At 54.0% G+C, this 14,417-nt stretch carries 11 protein-coding genes; all 11 read left to right on the top strand.

Going from position 1 to position 14,417, the window contains the following annotated elements; translation table 11 throughout:
* Positions 1–15 precede the first annotated feature (15 nt).
* The 11 genes from ndk to der all read left to right on the top strand — a co-directional run bounded on the left by ndk (position 16) and on the right by der (position 14,372).
* A complete protein-coding gene (gene ndk / locus ACJJIT_RS15120) occupies positions 16–444 on the top strand; it encodes a nucleoside-diphosphate kinase (protein ID WP_108731991.1) in 429 nt (142 codons plus the stop codon).
* Between the two features lie 63 nt (positions 445–507).
* The gene (gene rlmN / locus ACJJIT_RS15115) at positions 508–1,626 is read left to right on the top strand and encodes a 23S rRNA (adenine(2503)-C(2))-methyltransferase RlmN (protein WP_252084812.1); all 1,119 of its coding nucleotides are present in this window, start codon (positions 508–510) and stop codon (positions 1,624–1,626) included.
* Between the two features lie 210 nt (positions 1,627–1,836).
* Positions 1,837–3,816, top strand: coding sequence for a cytochrome c peroxidase (locus tag ACJJIT_RS15110; RefSeq protein WP_444898916.1), 1,980 nt, complete (start codon positions 1,837–1,839; stop codon positions 3,814–3,816).
* Positions 3,817–4,310: 494 nt separating this feature from the next.
* Complete coding sequence (locus ACJJIT_RS15105; RefSeq protein ID WP_444898915.1) at positions 4,311–6,266, top strand: cytochrome c peroxidase; 1,956 nt, start codon at positions 4,311–4,313, stop codon at positions 6,264–6,266.
* Between the two features lie 358 nt (positions 6,267–6,624).
* Positions 6,625–7,404: a type IV pilus biogenesis/stability protein PilW gene (gene pilW, locus ACJJIT_RS15100; protein WP_444898914.1), complete on the top strand. Its 780-nt coding sequence runs from the start codon at positions 6,625–6,627 to the stop codon at positions 7,402–7,404.
* Positions 7,394–8,362, top strand: coding sequence for a RodZ domain-containing protein (locus ACJJIT_RS15095; protein WP_444898913.1), 969 nt, complete (start codon positions 7,394–7,396; stop codon positions 8,360–8,362). The genes pilW and ACJJIT_RS15095 overlap by 11 nt, the downstream gene beginning before the upstream one ends.
* A 100-nt stretch (positions 8,363–8,462) precedes the next feature.
* Positions 8,463–9,575, top strand: coding sequence for a flavodoxin-dependent (E)-4-hydroxy-3-methylbut-2-enyl-diphosphate synthase (gene ispG, locus ACJJIT_RS15090; RefSeq protein WP_252084817.1), 1,113 nt, complete (start codon positions 8,463–8,465; stop codon positions 9,573–9,575).
* Between the two features lie 63 nt (positions 9,576–9,638).
* On the top strand, positions 9,639–10,901 hold the full coding sequence (gene hisS / locus ACJJIT_RS15085; RefSeq protein WP_444885867.1) for a histidine--tRNA ligase: 1,263 nt from the start codon (positions 9,639–9,641) through the stop codon (positions 10,899–10,901).
* A 69-nt stretch (positions 10,902–10,970) separates the two neighbouring features.
* Positions 10,971–11,675, top strand: a complete 705-nt coding sequence (locus tag ACJJIT_RS15080; RefSeq protein WP_444898912.1) for a YfgM family protein — start codon at positions 10,971–10,973, stop codon at positions 11,673–11,675.
* Entirely contained in the window at positions 11,675–12,838 is a 1,164-nt protein-coding gene (gene bamB / locus ACJJIT_RS15075; protein WP_252084820.1) for an outer membrane protein assembly factor BamB, read from the top strand. The genes ACJJIT_RS15080 and bamB overlap by 1 nt, the downstream gene beginning before the upstream one ends.
* Before the next feature lie 139 nt (positions 12,839–12,977).
* Complete coding sequence (der, locus tag ACJJIT_RS15070; RefSeq protein WP_252084821.1) at positions 12,978–14,372, top strand: ribosome biogenesis GTPase Der; 1,395 nt, start codon at positions 12,978–12,980, stop codon at positions 14,370–14,372.
* The last annotated feature ends 45 nt before the right edge of the window (positions 14,373–14,417 follow it).

Below are 14,417 nucleotides of genomic sequence, written 5' to 3'. Positions count from 1 at the left end.
AATTTGGAGATAACCATGGCCCTGGAGCGTACCCTTTCCATCATCAAGCCGGACGCAGTAGCCAAGAATGTAATCGGTGAAATCGAGAGCCGTTTTGAGAAAGCTGGCCTGAGCATCGTTGCCATGAAAATGGTTCAACTGTCCCGTGAAAAGGCTGAAGGTTTCTACGCTGAGCACAAAGAGCGTCCTTTCTTCAAAGACCTGGTTGACTTCATGACTTCCGGTCCGGTTGTTGTACAGGTTCTGGAAGGCGAGAACGCTATCCTGGCAAACCGCGATCTGATGGGCGCTACCAACCCGAAAGAAGCGGCTGCTGGCACCATCCGCGCTGACTTCGCTGACAGCATCGACGCCAACGCTGTACACGGTTCCGACTCCGCAGAGTCCGCTGCCCGCGAAGTAAGCTACTTCTTCGCCGACGACGAAATCTGCGCGCGCGCTTAATTAGCGCCACAAATCGCACCGGTCTGTCCGGACCGGTGCAATTCTTCCCCCGAGGTGAAATGAATGACCACAGAGAAAACCAACCTGCTCGGCCTTTCAGTAGAAAAGCTGGCCGCCTTTTTTGAATCATTGGGCGAGAAGCGCTTCCGCGCAGTTCAGGTTTTAAAGTGGATTCACCAGAATGGGGTTGATGATTTTGCTGAGATGACCAATGTCAGCAAGGCCCTGCGTCAAAAGCTGGCGGAAGTGGCCGAAGTCCGTGCCCCGGAAGTATTGAATCAGTGGGATTCTGCCGACGGCACACGCAAGTGGCTAATTAAAGTCTCCGGTGGCAATGCTATCGAGACGGTTTATATCCCCGATGGCGATCGCGGCACTCTGTGTGTCTCCTCGCAGGTGGGCTGTTCCCTGGATTGCAGTTTCTGTGCAACTGGCAAGCAGGGCTTTAACCGCGATTTAACCGCGGCAGAAATTATCGGGCAGGTGTGGATCGCCTGTAAGTCTTTCGGCCAGCTGGACCCGAAAGGACCGCGCAAAGTCACCAACGTGGTGATGATGGGCATGGGTGAGCCATTGCTCAATTTCGACAATGTGGTCGATTCCATGAACCTGATGATGGAAGACAATGCCTACGGTATTTCCAAGCGTCGCGTCACCCTGTCAACTTCCGGTGTGGTGCCCGCACTGGACCGCCTAGCCGATGTGACCGATGTGAGCCTGGCGATTTCCCTGCACGCGCCCAACGATGAATTGCGCAACGAGTTGGTGCCGATCAATAAGAAATACCCCATTGCGGTGTTGTTGGATTCCGCTAAGCGCTATATCGAGCGTATGCCGGATACGCACCGTAAAATGACCATTGAATACACGCTGATGCGCGAAGTTAATGATCGCCCGGAGCACGCTGAGCAATTGGCGGAGCTGCTGAAAGAGATTCCGGTGAAAATTAACCTGATTCCCTTTAACCCGTTTGAGCTGTCCGACTATCAGCGAGTGAGCAATAACGCACTGCGTCGCTTCCAGCAGATACTGCTTGATAAGGGTTATACGGTCACCGTGCGTACTACCCGCGGCGACGATATCGATGCAGCCTGTGGCCAGCTGGCCGGCAGTGTTAACGACCGCACCCGCCGCTCCGAGCGCTACCGCAACGCCGAACGCCCCGTCCGTATAGTCGGCTGATCACTCATCCAGCCTGGATGATTTGCATAGCCACTTGCTAGCTTAGATCCGGGCTTGTCCTATCATTTCTGTAGGCCTTAGGGTCGTAATTCCTTTAAAGCCTCTCCATTTTATTCTGATCTCCCTTTTATTGGTGTCAACCAAATCCCTGGATACTGCGTTAACAGTCCAAAACTTTACGAAAGTGAATGGAAAGGACTGTTAAATTTTATGCGTACTGAAAAAGTGGATTTTAAGGTGTCTGCCAATGTCCTATTGCGATATTTATTTTTAATACTCTGTATATCCTTGGCAGCTTGCAGTTCAGGATCATCTGGAGGTGATGATGATACTTCGACACCGAATACTGTAGAGGGTGATTCGGACTCAGACTCAGACTCAGACTCAGACTCAGACTCAGACTCAGACTCAGACTCAGACTCAGACTCAGCCCCAGACTCAGACTCAGCCCCAGACCCCGATCCGCAATCTGAGCGGGGTAGTGGGCCCGGTAAATTGATTGGCCATGCCTTTTCCGGGACCAGCATCGGCCTTGCTTGGGAGCGGGATGGTGAGACCTATTTTGTTTATCGCAATGGTGAAAGAGTCGCGCAAACCAGTAATAACTTTTTTGTCGATAAAAACCTCACGGTAGCGACTGAGTATAGCTACTCGCTAAATACAATCGATACTGCCAGCGCCTCTGAGGCCGATCAGATTGTTGTTAAGACATTGGTAAATGATACGAATACAGGGCTAAATAACGGCACAGAAGACGATGTCTTAAACGAGCGTATATCCACTTTTGCCGAGTGTAAAAATGTCTCCAGCGCCCTGGATTTACTCGAGGAAGATCTTGATAACTGCCTGGCAGCCATGCTTGAGCTCAATCGCATGGCCTCTCTTGTTGAGGATATACGTGCTTTTGCCGCGCGTGTTCGCAGCGAGCAGGAACCAGCCATGGTCGAGCTGGGTATGCGCCTGTTCCACAATAAATCCCTGAGTGCCAATCAAGATGCTTCCTGCTCTTCTTGTCACCACCCGGCGATAGGTTGTGGTGGGGATGATCTATCAATACCGGTTGGCATTAATGCGGTAGATAGTACGTTGCTAGGGCCGGGGCGCTCTGACGGTATTAATGAAGTGCCGATAGTGCCGCGGAATTCACCAGCGACCTGCAACACTTCGCTCTGGTCTCGTGGCCTGTTTTGGGACAACCGGGTTTCATTGAGTCCTAATGGTGTGCTGCGCACAGATTCAACGGACGTTACCCGAAATACTTCCTCCGCGGTAGGTTCTGGTTCCCAGGCACTACTGATGGCACAGGCACACTTCCCTGTTACAGCACCACCTGAGATGGGGGATATCGTCGACTTTGGCTACGATGATTCTGTCGACGAAAACTTTACTGCATACCGCGAAGATATATTGGCGGCGAATCTGGATATCGAAGCTTGGGGGCCGCTATTTACATCCGCTTTTGGTGATCCTGAGATTAACTTTAGTCGTATTGCCCAGGCTATTGCAGCTTATGAGGCGGTGCAGATATTTATAAATAATTCATTTTTTGCCTATGTCGAGGGCAATTTACAAGCGCTTAGCGCCGAAGAGAAGCGTGGTGCTATCACGTTCATGTCGAGAGATTCTGGCTGTACTTTCTGCCATAAGGGGGCCTTCTTTACTTCCGAGGCGCTGATGGCTGCCAACTATCCGCAGATTGGAATTGGTACTGACGAGAGTGGCAGTGGAGCCGATTTGGGTGGTGAGGGGTCTTTGGGTTTTGGAGCATTCCGAGCCCCAACTTTGTTAAATGTGGCGATTACTGGCCCCTGGGGACATAGCGGGCAGTTTGGCAGCTTGCGTAGAAATGTCGAGCATTACAGGGATCAGGGTGTCTCAATTGCCAGTTACTTTGCCAATAATGAAATGTGTGATCTTGAACAGTTTACAGATTTACAGGATTGCCCCAGTAAAGTAGCGCCTAATGGTTTGGTTCTGTCCCAGGATATTCTTGCAAGGAATGGTGGTGGTGGTGTCAACCGCCTGACTGATGATGAGATCGACCTTGTTGTCATTTTTCTGGGCACTCTCACTGACCCAGCCGCCGCCAATAGTAGCTCTAATGAGATTCAATTTTTGATTCCCCCTCGAGACGGTGGTCCGGATGGCAAACAGCTGGATGCTAGAAATCGGAATGGGGAGAGTTTGTAATTCCCTCTTTATCTTGTTTTATAGCCAAGTGAATAGCTAAAAAAAGTCAAAAGTACAGAGGGTATAGTTTTTATACCCTCATACTTATCTTTGCGATTTGTGCAATTATTTTTTTAGGCTGGGTCGCAGTATGGGCAAACTTAGCTTGTAGCCTTCTCAATACCGTTTTCTCTATTTCTTTAAACCCAGAGACAATTCACAGTATCCAATATCACTGTACCAGCATCAGTGCTTTGCGACTTTCTCAACAGAATTTGCCAAGTAAAAGCTTTAGGGTCATTACCTCGGTATACCATGAAATTGACAAAAAAGTTCGGTTTCATGAAAAGTATTGTGAGGGCAGGCAACTCTTTCTGCTCCCCAAAAAACTACCTTTAAAAATGTTGGATAGTTCCAAAATATTAGCTTTTGGTGCCGTGCGGGGCACTAGTAGCTCCATTGTCTGTCCAGTGCTGTTCAAAACGATTTTTCAGTGGCGGAGTCGAGCTGTATTTATGAAAACCCAGAGCAATAATTTGCCGATATCATGCGCAGCACTGTTGCGATTAGTGCTACTGCCGCTTGTTTTGTTGGCAGTGGGCTGCAGCTCCGGTTCATCCGGTGGCGATGACAGCTCTGGCTCGGAAACGGTGGAAGCTGACACCGACGCTGGGGGAAATACCGATACAAACTCCGGTGGTGATGATACGGGTAATGACGGCGACACAGATAATGACGATGATGCAGGCAATGGCACAGAGACCGGGCAAGGCATTGCGCCGAAGGCCTTGATCGCCAATGCTTTTTCAGGAACGAGTATCGGCCTTTCCTGGCAGCGCGATGGGGCAACCTATGCCATCTATCGTGGCGGAGAAAAAATTGCCGAGACAGATAATCATTTTTATGTTGACCAGGGTCTTTCGATAAATACCGAGTACAGCTACTCAGTGACCAGTGGCGATGTGAACAGCGAGAGTGAAACGGCCCGGGTCAATGCGAAAACACTAATCAATAATACGAATGGCGGCCTTAATAATGGTGCGGTTGCGACACCGGTCCTCGAGCGCCTTGTGAACATTAGTGAATGTAAAAATGTTCGCAGTGCATTGAATTTATTAGATGAAGATCTGGATACTTGCCTGGCGGCCATGCTGGAATCGAACAACCTGGCTGGGCATCTGGAAGATATGCGCGCTTTTGCTGCCAGGGTGCGAAGTGAACAAGACCCTGCCATGGTCGAGCTGGGTATGCGCTTGTTCTACAGTCAATCCCTCAGTGCCAATGGCGATGTAGCCTGTGCCTCCTGTCACCACGCTGCTATCGGCTGTGGCGGTGACAATCTCTCTATGCCCGTGGGTGTGAATCCATTAGATCCTGCATTGGTTGGCCCAGGCCGCTCTGACGGTATCAATGAGGTACCCATAGTACCCAGAAACGCTCAGCCGATATGTAATGTGGCATTGTGGGGTAGTGGGCTCTTTTGGGATAACCGGGTGGCACTTAACGATCGCGGTATCCGCACCGACTCACGGGACGTCAGCTTCAATACCGAAGCGGCGGTGGGTACTGGCACACTGGCCCTGATGATGGCGCAGGCGCATTTTCCCGTAACCAATCCTGCGGAAATGGGTGACGTTACTCAATTTGGTTACGATGCGAGTAGTGATAGCGGCACCACCGATTACCGTGAAGATATAGTGGCGGCCAATCTGGGACGGGAATCCTGGAGTGGGTTATTTAACGCAGCTTTTGGTGACGACCAGATTACTTTCAGCCGTATTGCGCAGGCTATAGCCGCTTTTGAAGCCGTGCAGCTCTTTATCGACAACCCTTTCTTCGACTATGTAGATGGCGACTTGAATGCGCTCGATAATGATGAAAAGCGCGGTGCCATTACTTTTATGTCAGGGAATTCCGGCTGTACTAATTGCCATGCGGGTGCATTTTTTACCACTGAAGGGCCACGGCCTGCGAATTATCCACAAATTGGTATAGGCACCGATGAGAATGGCAGTGGCGCGGATCTGGGGGCGAACGGTGCTGGTGCCTTCCGCCCCCCAACATTACTGAATGTCGCGCTCACTGGCCCTTGGGGGCACAGTGGTCAATTTGAGACGCTACGCAGAAATGTCGAACACTATCGCGACCGTGCGGCATCGGTTAACCGGTATTACACCAACAACGAAATGTGCGATTTGTCACAATTTTCTGGGTTAACAGATTGTGCCAGTAAGGTGGCGCCCAATGGCCTTGCGCTCTCCCAGGCAATCCTTGCGACCACCGGTGGTGATGCCGGTAATAATCTCAGCGATGCCGAGATCGACCTGGTCGTGCGTTTTCTTGAGACCCTGACCGACCCGGATGCGGCCAACACCTCCTCAAATTCCGTTCGCGCCCTGATCCCTACCCGCGACGGGGGTCCTGATGGCAAACAGCTGGATGCGAGGGATAGCTCCGGTAAGGAGCTCTAGTGGTGGTTTTATTACCGGTATTAACGAAATTTTCTGACTTTTGTGTGGGTTCCGCACTGCCCCGATTTTATTTTGTTATCAGCGAGAGATATCGCCGGGTCAATTGGAATTAATTAGGGGTACACAGCTGAAACTCACGGTGCTTTGCGGCACTATATGGGTCGGGAGGCAGGATCAGCGTCCGGGTCCAGTATCGGAAGAGGCATTGCAGACAGGTTATCTTGGGGACTGCTCTGCCATCACAGTGGGCACACCACTATTTTTTTACTTTGCCCCCGCCCTGGTGCTTGATCGATAGTGATTAATCACTGCGATCCCGCTTGATGGATAGATGAAAAATAAATGTACAGGTGATGTCGTGTCTGCAAATTCTTTTGGCCTGCGGTTCTTAGGCCTGATTCTCACTGTGTTACTGGGGGGGTGTGTAACCACTGGTTTGCCAGAGCGCCAGGAGGTCAATCTGGAGAAGGCTTTGGAAACCCATGTTCAACTGGGTATTCGCTATCTGCAGAGTGGAGAGAACCGCGAGCTGGCTCGCCGCCACTTCAACAAGGCGCTGGAGCTGGGCAAGAAGAATCCTATGGCCCACCATGGCCTGGCTCTGCTGTACCAGGCCGATGGCGAATTGAAGGTGGCCGAGTCCCATTTCAAAAAGGCCCTGCGCTACAGCGACAATTTCTCCATGGCGCGCACAAACTATGGCGTGTTCCTTTACCAGCAGGAGCGCTACGAGGATGCTTTAGAGCAATTTCGTCACGCCTCCAATGACCTGACTTACAACCGCCGTTTCTTTGCCCTGGTTAACTATGGCCGTACTGCCAATCGCCTGGGCTTAGCAGATGAAGCAGAACGGGCCTACACGCGTGCGCTCGCTCTCAACAGCAATCTGCCGGTAGCGCTACTGGAGTTGGCGGAGCTTAAATATGAGGCCGGCGACTATTCTGCGGCCAAACAGTACCTTGATCGTTACAGTGAGAATAAACGCCAGACACCCCAATCCCTATGGTTGGGGGTACGTATCGAAAAGGTGTTTGGCAACCGCGACAAGGAGCTGAGTTATGCTCTTGCGCTAAAAAATCTGTACCCGTACTCTGCGGAAACACTGAAATATCAGGAGTTGAGTGGTAATGACGGATAGTAACTCCGTGCACCGCGACAGCGGCCAAATCGAATCCAGTACACAGGCTTCTCCCGGTGCGCTACTGCACTCTGCGCGCGAGGCGGCCGGGCTGTCTCGCGAGGAGCTGTCCCGGCGCTTGTGTATTATCGACAATACGGTGGAGTGGTTAGAAGAAGACCTTTACGAGCGCCAGCCGGAAGCGGTTTATGCGCGAGGTTATATCCGCAATATTTGCCGGGAGCTGAGCATTGACTCCGCTCCTGTGCTTACGGCCTACGATGCCGCACGCCCAAAACAGCAGGTGCGCAAAGAATCGCGACGTATCGAGATGAAAGCCGACGCCCTGCGCCCGGCGCGCAAACACGGCTATGGTCTGTTGGCTCTTCTGCCATTTGTGGTGGCGGGCGCTGTATTTTGGTGGCTCTATGTTGGCCCGGTAAATATTCCCGGCCTGCAGAACTCAGTAGAGCAAAATGCAGCCCCTGTCGAAACTGCTGAGCTATCCGTTGCTGAGCCATCCGTAAATATCAATGAAATAGCATTGGCGGAGCCTGGTTCAACCCAGTTGCAGGTTGCTGAGGCACCGGCGCAACAACTAGAGTCCGCCGGGGAAGAAGTCTCGGAGGAGGCTCAAACTCCCGAGCATAATGCGCTTACTGAACCCCAGGTCAGCCTGCAAGCTGAAGACGCTACCGCCCAGCTACCCGCAACCGTTGCGCAGCTGGATGAACAGTTGCAAGGAGCGCTGCGTCTCAGTTTCGACGAGGATTCCTGGGTTGAAGTAAAGGATGCCGAGGGTGTTGTACTGCTCGCCGGTGTTCAGCAAGCCGGCAGTTCCAAGAACCTGGATGGTCGCGCGCCCTTCGAAGTGATGCTCGGTAATGCCCGTGCAACCAAGGTGGTTTACCGCGAGCAGACGATTGAAAGCGACCCCATTGGCAATCGCCGCACCCGCCGCCTGATTGTGGGCAATTAAAGGATCTCCCCCGTTTGGGCGCGAACTCTGTAGGTTTGCGCCCAATCTCTCTATAATCTCCCCCTCGAATTTTTAGCAGCAATACTGCCAGGTCAGCCCTATGCAATTTGAATCTCCCATTGTCCGCCGCAAGTCGCGCCAGATCATGGTGGGTAATGTACCGGTCGGTGGCGATGCGCCGATCTCGGTGCAGAGCATGACCAATACCGAAACCTGTGATGTGGCCGCCACTGTGGGCCAGATCCAGCGTCTGGAAAATGCCGGTGCGGATATCGTGCGGGTCTCAGTGCCCAGCATGGAGGCCGCTGAGGCTTTCGGGGAAATTAAAAAGCAGGTGAATGTTCCGCTGGTGGCGGATATTCACTTCGACTATCGCATTGCTCTGCGAGTGGCCGACCTGGGGGTGGATTGCCTGCGCATCAACCCCGGTAATATCGGCCGTGAGAAGCGTATTCGTGCGGTGGTGGACAAGGCCCGCGATCTGAACATCCCGATTCGTATCGGTGTAAACGCGGGCTCTCTGGAAAAAGACCTGCAAAAAAAATACGGTGAGCCCACGCCAGATGCACTGGTGGAGTCCGCACTGCGCCATGTTGAGATTCTTGATAGCCTGAATTTTCAGGACTTCAAGGTGAGCGTGAAAGCCTCGGACATCTTTATGGCTACCGCTGCCTATCGCAAACTGGCCCAGCAAATTGAGCAGCCCTTGCACCTGGGTATTACAGAGGCCGGCGGCCTGCGAGCCGGTACGGTGAAATCCGCAATTGGCCTCGGCGCCCTGTTGCTCGACGGTATTGGCGATACCCTGCGGGTATCCCTGGCGGCAGACCCGGTGGAAGAGGTGAAAGTAGGTTGGGATCTTCTGAAGAGCTTGCGCCTGCGCAGCAAGGGGATCAATTTTATCGCCTGCCCCAGCTGCTCACGCCAGAACTTTGATGTGGTAAAAACCATGAATGAGCTGGAGACGCGCCTAGAAGATGTCACCACGCCGTTGGATGTGGCGGTGATCGGCTGTATCGTCAATGGCCCGGGCGAAGCGAAGGAGGCGGATATTGGCCTCACCGGCGGTACACCGAGCCACGCGATTTATGTGGACGGCCAGCCAGACCGCAAATTCAAAAATGAGAATTTAGTGGATGATTTGGAACGCCTAATTCGCGAAAAGGCCGCTGCCAAGGCCGAGCGTGAGGCAGATATCATCGCCAAAGCGTAGCGGGCACGTCTATTGCACTGCCCTATTCGTTGATTTAAGTAATTAGAAATTTAAGGAACAGCGTTGAAACAACTTCGCGCAATTCGCGGCATGAACGATCTGCTGCCGGAACAGTCCCCGGTTTGGCAGTATGTGGAAGCCACCCTCAGTGAACTCTTTGCCCGCTACGGCTACAGTGAAATCCGTACGCCCACTCTGGAGGCAACCCAGCTGTTCAGCCGCGCCGTGGGCGAGGCTACCGATATTGTCGAAAAGGAAATGTACACCTTCGAGGACAAGAGCGGAGACAGCGTTACCCTGCGCCCAGAGGGCACCGCAGGCACCGTGCGCGCAGCGATCCAAAACAACCTGCTGATTCAGCCCCAGCGCCTGTGGTATTTCGGCCCTATGTTCCGCTATGAGCGCCCACAGAAAGGCCGTCTGCGCCAGTTCCACCAGTTTGGAGTGGAAGTGTTCGGCATCGAAGGGCCGGATATCGACGCGGAAATGCTGATTATGACCGCGCGGCTGTGGCGTCAGCTGGGTATCGGTGAACATGTCACCCTGCAGTTGAACTCCCTGGGTAATTCCGACAGCCGCGCAGCCTATCGTGAGGCCCTGGTGGCCTACCTAAGCGAGCGCCGCGAGCAGCTGGATGAGGACAGTCAGCGCCGTCTGGAGCGCAATCCCTTGCGCATTCTCGACAGTAAAAATACGCAAACCCAGGAACTGCTCGCCGAGGCGCCCTGTCTATTGGATTTCCTCGATGAGGAATCTGCCGCCCATTTTGCCCAGTTGCGCGAGCTACTGGATGCAGCAGGGGTGAAATACGAGATCAACCCCAAACTGGTGCGCGGTCTCGATTACTACGGTAAAACCGTTTTTGAATGGGTAACCGACAGTCTCGGTGCCCAGGGCACTGTCTGTGCCGGCGGCCGCTACGATGGTTTGGTAGAACAGATGGGTGGGAAGCCCACTCCAGCAGTTGGCTTTGGCCTGGGTGCCGAGCGCCTGGTATTGATGTTGGAAACCCTTGAAGTACTACCGGAGAGTCTGGCGCAGCAAGTAGATGCCTACCTGGTGGCGGTGGGTGATGTACAATCAGCCGCCTTGGCTGCCGCCGAACAATTGCGCGACGAGCTACCATGGTTGCGTCTACAGGCGCACTGCGGAGGTGGGAGCTTTAAGAGCCAAATGAAGAAAGCGGATAAAAGCGGTGCCGATTACGCACTGATTATCGGCGAGGATGAGGCTGCAAATGGTCAGATTACAGTGAAATATCTGCGCTCTGAGCAACAGCAGCAGACTCTCGCGCTCACGGAACTTGCGGCATTGCTGCAGGGCTGATTCAAATACTCAGGGTGGCGGTGGCCCCCGCCAGGATAGTTAGAAACCACAGGAAAGGCGATTTACCCAATGTCTGAGCATCTTACCGAACAAGAACAAATAGAAACGCTGAAGCGCTGGTGGGCGGAAAACGGCAGGGGCATTCTTACCGGCATAGTCCTGGCTCTGGCCGGCTACTTTGGTTATCAATGGTGGCAGGGTGACCAGCGCTCCAAGGCTGAGGCGGCCTCGGACCTTTACCAAGGTTTTATCCAGGCGGTATCCGCTAATGACAACCAGCCAGACAACAAGCAGCTGACTACTGCGAAGTCACTTGCCGAGCAGCTGAAAAACGAGTACGGCAGCCGTATCTACGCTAGTCAGGCCTCTTTGCGCCTGGCCGCAATTGCTGTGGAAAAGAATGACCTGGAAGTCGCGCAGACTCACTTGCAGTGGGTGCTCGACAACACCAAAGAAGACGCCATGAAGCTGCTGGCCAAGCGCCGCCTGGCCACGGTGATTGCCGCGCGCGGCAAACCAGATGAAGCTTTGAAGCTGATTGAGGGCAGTGTGCCCCCGGCCTTTGCCGCCCTCTATTCCGAGACGCGCGGTGATATTCTTCGACAGAAAGGCGATGACGCCGGCGCGCGCAGCGCCTACGAACAGGCTTTGACCGAGCTGTTACCAGAGCAGGTGGGCAGTACCCAGCTGCTACAACTCAAAGTTGAGAGCCTAGCAGTGGCCTCTGGCGAAGAGCAGAAACCAAGTGAACCAGCACCTGAGGGAGGCGAATAATGGGATTTCTCAATCGCGCTGTGGGGCGCACCGCAGCGGTTGCCCTAGCGGTAGCTCTGGGTGCCTGCGCCTCCAACGAGAGTAAGGAGGATGTCGAGCCGGTAGACCTGGTCGATTTCGCGCCTAGTGTTCAGCTGCGCGAAGTCTGGTCGGCGGATGTGGGCAGCATCGATGAGAAGCGTTATGCGATGCTGCAGCCGGGTCTGGCTGACGGTAAACTGATTGCCGCCAGCAGCGACGGTGAAGTGACCGCTTTTGATCGCAGCAGCGGTAGGCCCCAGTGGGAAACCGATCTGGATATTGAATTGAGCGGTGGTGTCGGTGTTGGATTGGGTATCGCTGTAGTTGTTGACTACCGCGGCCGTGCGGTGGCCCTGGACTTGCGAAATGGCGCTCAACTGTGGACCTATCAAGTCTCTGGTGAAGTGGTCTCCGCTCCGGCAATAGGATCCAGTGTTGTGGTCCTGCAAACCGTTGACGGTAAGTTGGTGGGCCTGGATGCCAGCAGCGGTGAAGAGTTGTGGAGCCAAACCACCACCTTGCCGGTACTGACTCTCCGCGGCACCGCGGCCCCCGTGATTAGCGGCGGTCTGGTAATTGCCGGTCTCGATAATGGCAAATTGGTTGCCCTGGACGCCCGCGACGGCATAACTCGCTGGGAACAGCGCGTTGCCATTCCGCAGGGTTCTGCTGAATTGGAGCGGGTTGTGGATATCGACGGGTCGCCGGTAGTGCGCGGTGATCTGGTGTTTGCCGCCAGCTACCAGGGTCGTGTTGTCGCTTTATCCAAGGAAAACGGTCGTGGCCTTTGGGCGCGTGATGCCTCTACCAACCACTCAGTGGCTGTTGGTGGAGGGCATGTGTACCTGAGCGGCGCCTCGGGCAGTGTATACGCTTACAATGTGGGCGCTGGCCAGATCGCCTGGAGTAACAATGAATTACTGCGCCGCGAACTGAGTGGCCCGGCTTATTTCCAGGATGTTGTGATTGTCGGCGACTTGGAAGGTTACCTGCATGTGCTTGACCCCAGTTCCGGTCAGTTTATCGGCCGCGAAGAGGTGGATAACGATTCGATTCGTATCCCCATGCTGGTGGATGGCGACCTGTTGTTTGTCCTGTCTGATGACGGCAAGTTGGTAGCCCTGACCCTCGCTCGGAGCTAAGCGCGCAATATTGCTGTGGCGGACAGGCAGTCCGCTTTTGGGCACCAGCCCGCAAAAGGAGCCTGCTTCGCAGGTGAATTGAAATCGCCCGCCTTGTGCGGGCGTTTGTATTTATTTATTAGGCTAAAGCCAGAATTCTATGCTGCCAGTTATCGCCCTGGTCGGGCGCCCCAACGTGGGCAAATCCACACTGTTTAATCGTCTTACCAAGAGCCGTGACGCCTTGGTGGCTAATTACGCCGGTCTTACTCGCGACCGCAAATATGGCGAGGCCGAAATCGATGGACGCAAAGTACTTCTCGTAGATACCGGCGGTATCACCGGCGGAGAAGAGGGCATTGATGCGGCCATGGCGCAGCAGTCTATGCAGGCTATCGAAGAAGCGGATATCGTGCTGTTCCTGGTGGATAGTCGCGATGGCCTGACCCCGGCGGATGAAATGATCGCAGACCGGCTGCGCACTCGCTCCAAGCCGACCTTCCTGGTTGCCAACAAGGTCGATGGTGTCAACCCGGATATCGCCCTGGCGCCCTTCTATGAGCTGGGTATCGGTGAACTCTTTCCCACCACTGCCACCCACGGTCGTGGTGTGCGCAGCCTGATGCAGCGCGTGGTTGAGGATCTTCCTGAGGTGGCGGCTGAAGAGGAGCCGGAAGAGGCCACCGGAATCAAGATTGCCATTGTTGGGCGCCCCAACGTGGGTAAATCTACCCTGGTCAACCGCCTGCTCGGCGAGGACCGCGTAGTGGTATACGACCAGCCTGGCACCACGCGCGACAGTGTCTATATCAATTATGAGCGCGATGAGAAGCCCTATACCTTGATCGATACTGCCGGTATTCGCCGTCGCAAGAACATTAAGGAATCGGTAGAGAAGTTCTCTATCGTCAAAACCCTGCAGGCGGTGGAAGACGCCAATGTGGTGGTGCTGGTGATTGATGCTCGCGAGGGCCTGGTGGACCAGGATATGCACCTGATGGGCAGCGTGATTCAGGCCGGGCGAGCCTTGGTGGTGGCTCTGAACAAGTGGGATGGCCTGGAGGCAGATCACCGCGACTACGTGAAAACGGAGCTGGAGCGCCGCCTGCGTTTTGTCGAGTTTGCCGATGTGCACTTTATTTCCGCCCTGCACGGTACTGGCGTTGGCCATTTGTACGAGTCTATCGAGGCCGCCTATCAGAGTGCGACAGATAAACTCTCCACCAACCACCTCACGCGTATTCTGCAATGGGCAGTAAGTGAGCACCAACCACCGCTTGTGCACGGCCATCGTATCAAACTGCGTTACGCCCATGCGGGCGGCCAGAACCCGCCGGTGATCGTTATTCACGGCAATCAGACCGAACAGGTGCCTGCGCACTATGTACGTTATCTGGAAAAGACGTTCCGCAAGGCTTTGGAGCTACACGGGACACCGGTGAAAATCGAATTCCGTACCGGTGACAACCCCTACGCCGGTAAGAAAAACAAACTGAGTGATCGCCAGAAGGCCAAGAAACGCCGCCTGATGAAGTTTGTGAAAAAGAAAAAATAAAGTTCCACACGCCTACAAGCCAGAGTGTCGCCAATCCCCCCCTTG

The sequence above is a fragment of the Microbulbifer mixtoriginis (SeqCode) genome, from assembly GCF_052467515.1.
Note: the sequence above shows the minus strand (reverse complement) of the source record. Positions and strands in the feature narration are given on the sequence as shown.

Coding starts and splice junctions, on each gene's coding strand:
- ndk (WP_108731991.1), top strand. CDS start 16: ATGGCCCTGGAGCGTACCCTTTCCATCATCAAGCCGGACGCAGTAGCC.
- rlmN (WP_252084812.1), top strand. CDS start 508: ATGACCACAGAGAAAACCAACCTGCTCGGCCTTTCAGTAGAAAAGCTG.
- ACJJIT_RS15110 (WP_444898916.1), top strand. CDS start 1,837: ATGCGTACTGAAAAAGTGGATTTTAAGGTGTCTGCCAATGTCCTATTG.
- ACJJIT_RS15105 (WP_444898915.1), top strand. CDS start 4,311: ATGAAAACCCAGAGCAATAATTTGCCGATATCATGCGCAGCACTGTTG.
- ACJJIT_RS15095 (WP_444898913.1), top strand. CDS start 7,394: ATGACGGATAGTAACTCCGTGCACCGCGACAGCGGCCAAATCGAATCC.
- ispG (WP_252084817.1), top strand. CDS start 8,463: ATGCAATTTGAATCTCCCATTGTCCGCCGCAAGTCGCGCCAGATCATG.
- ACJJIT_RS15080 (WP_444898912.1), top strand. CDS start 10,971: ATGTCTGAGCATCTTACCGAACAAGAACAAATAGAAACGCTGAAGCGC.
- bamB (WP_252084820.1), top strand. CDS start 11,675: ATGGGATTTCTCAATCGCGCTGTGGGGCGCACCGCAGCGGTTGCCCTA.
- der (WP_252084821.1), top strand. CDS start 12,978: ATGCTGCCAGTTATCGCCCTGGTCGGGCGCCCCAACGTGGGCAAATCC.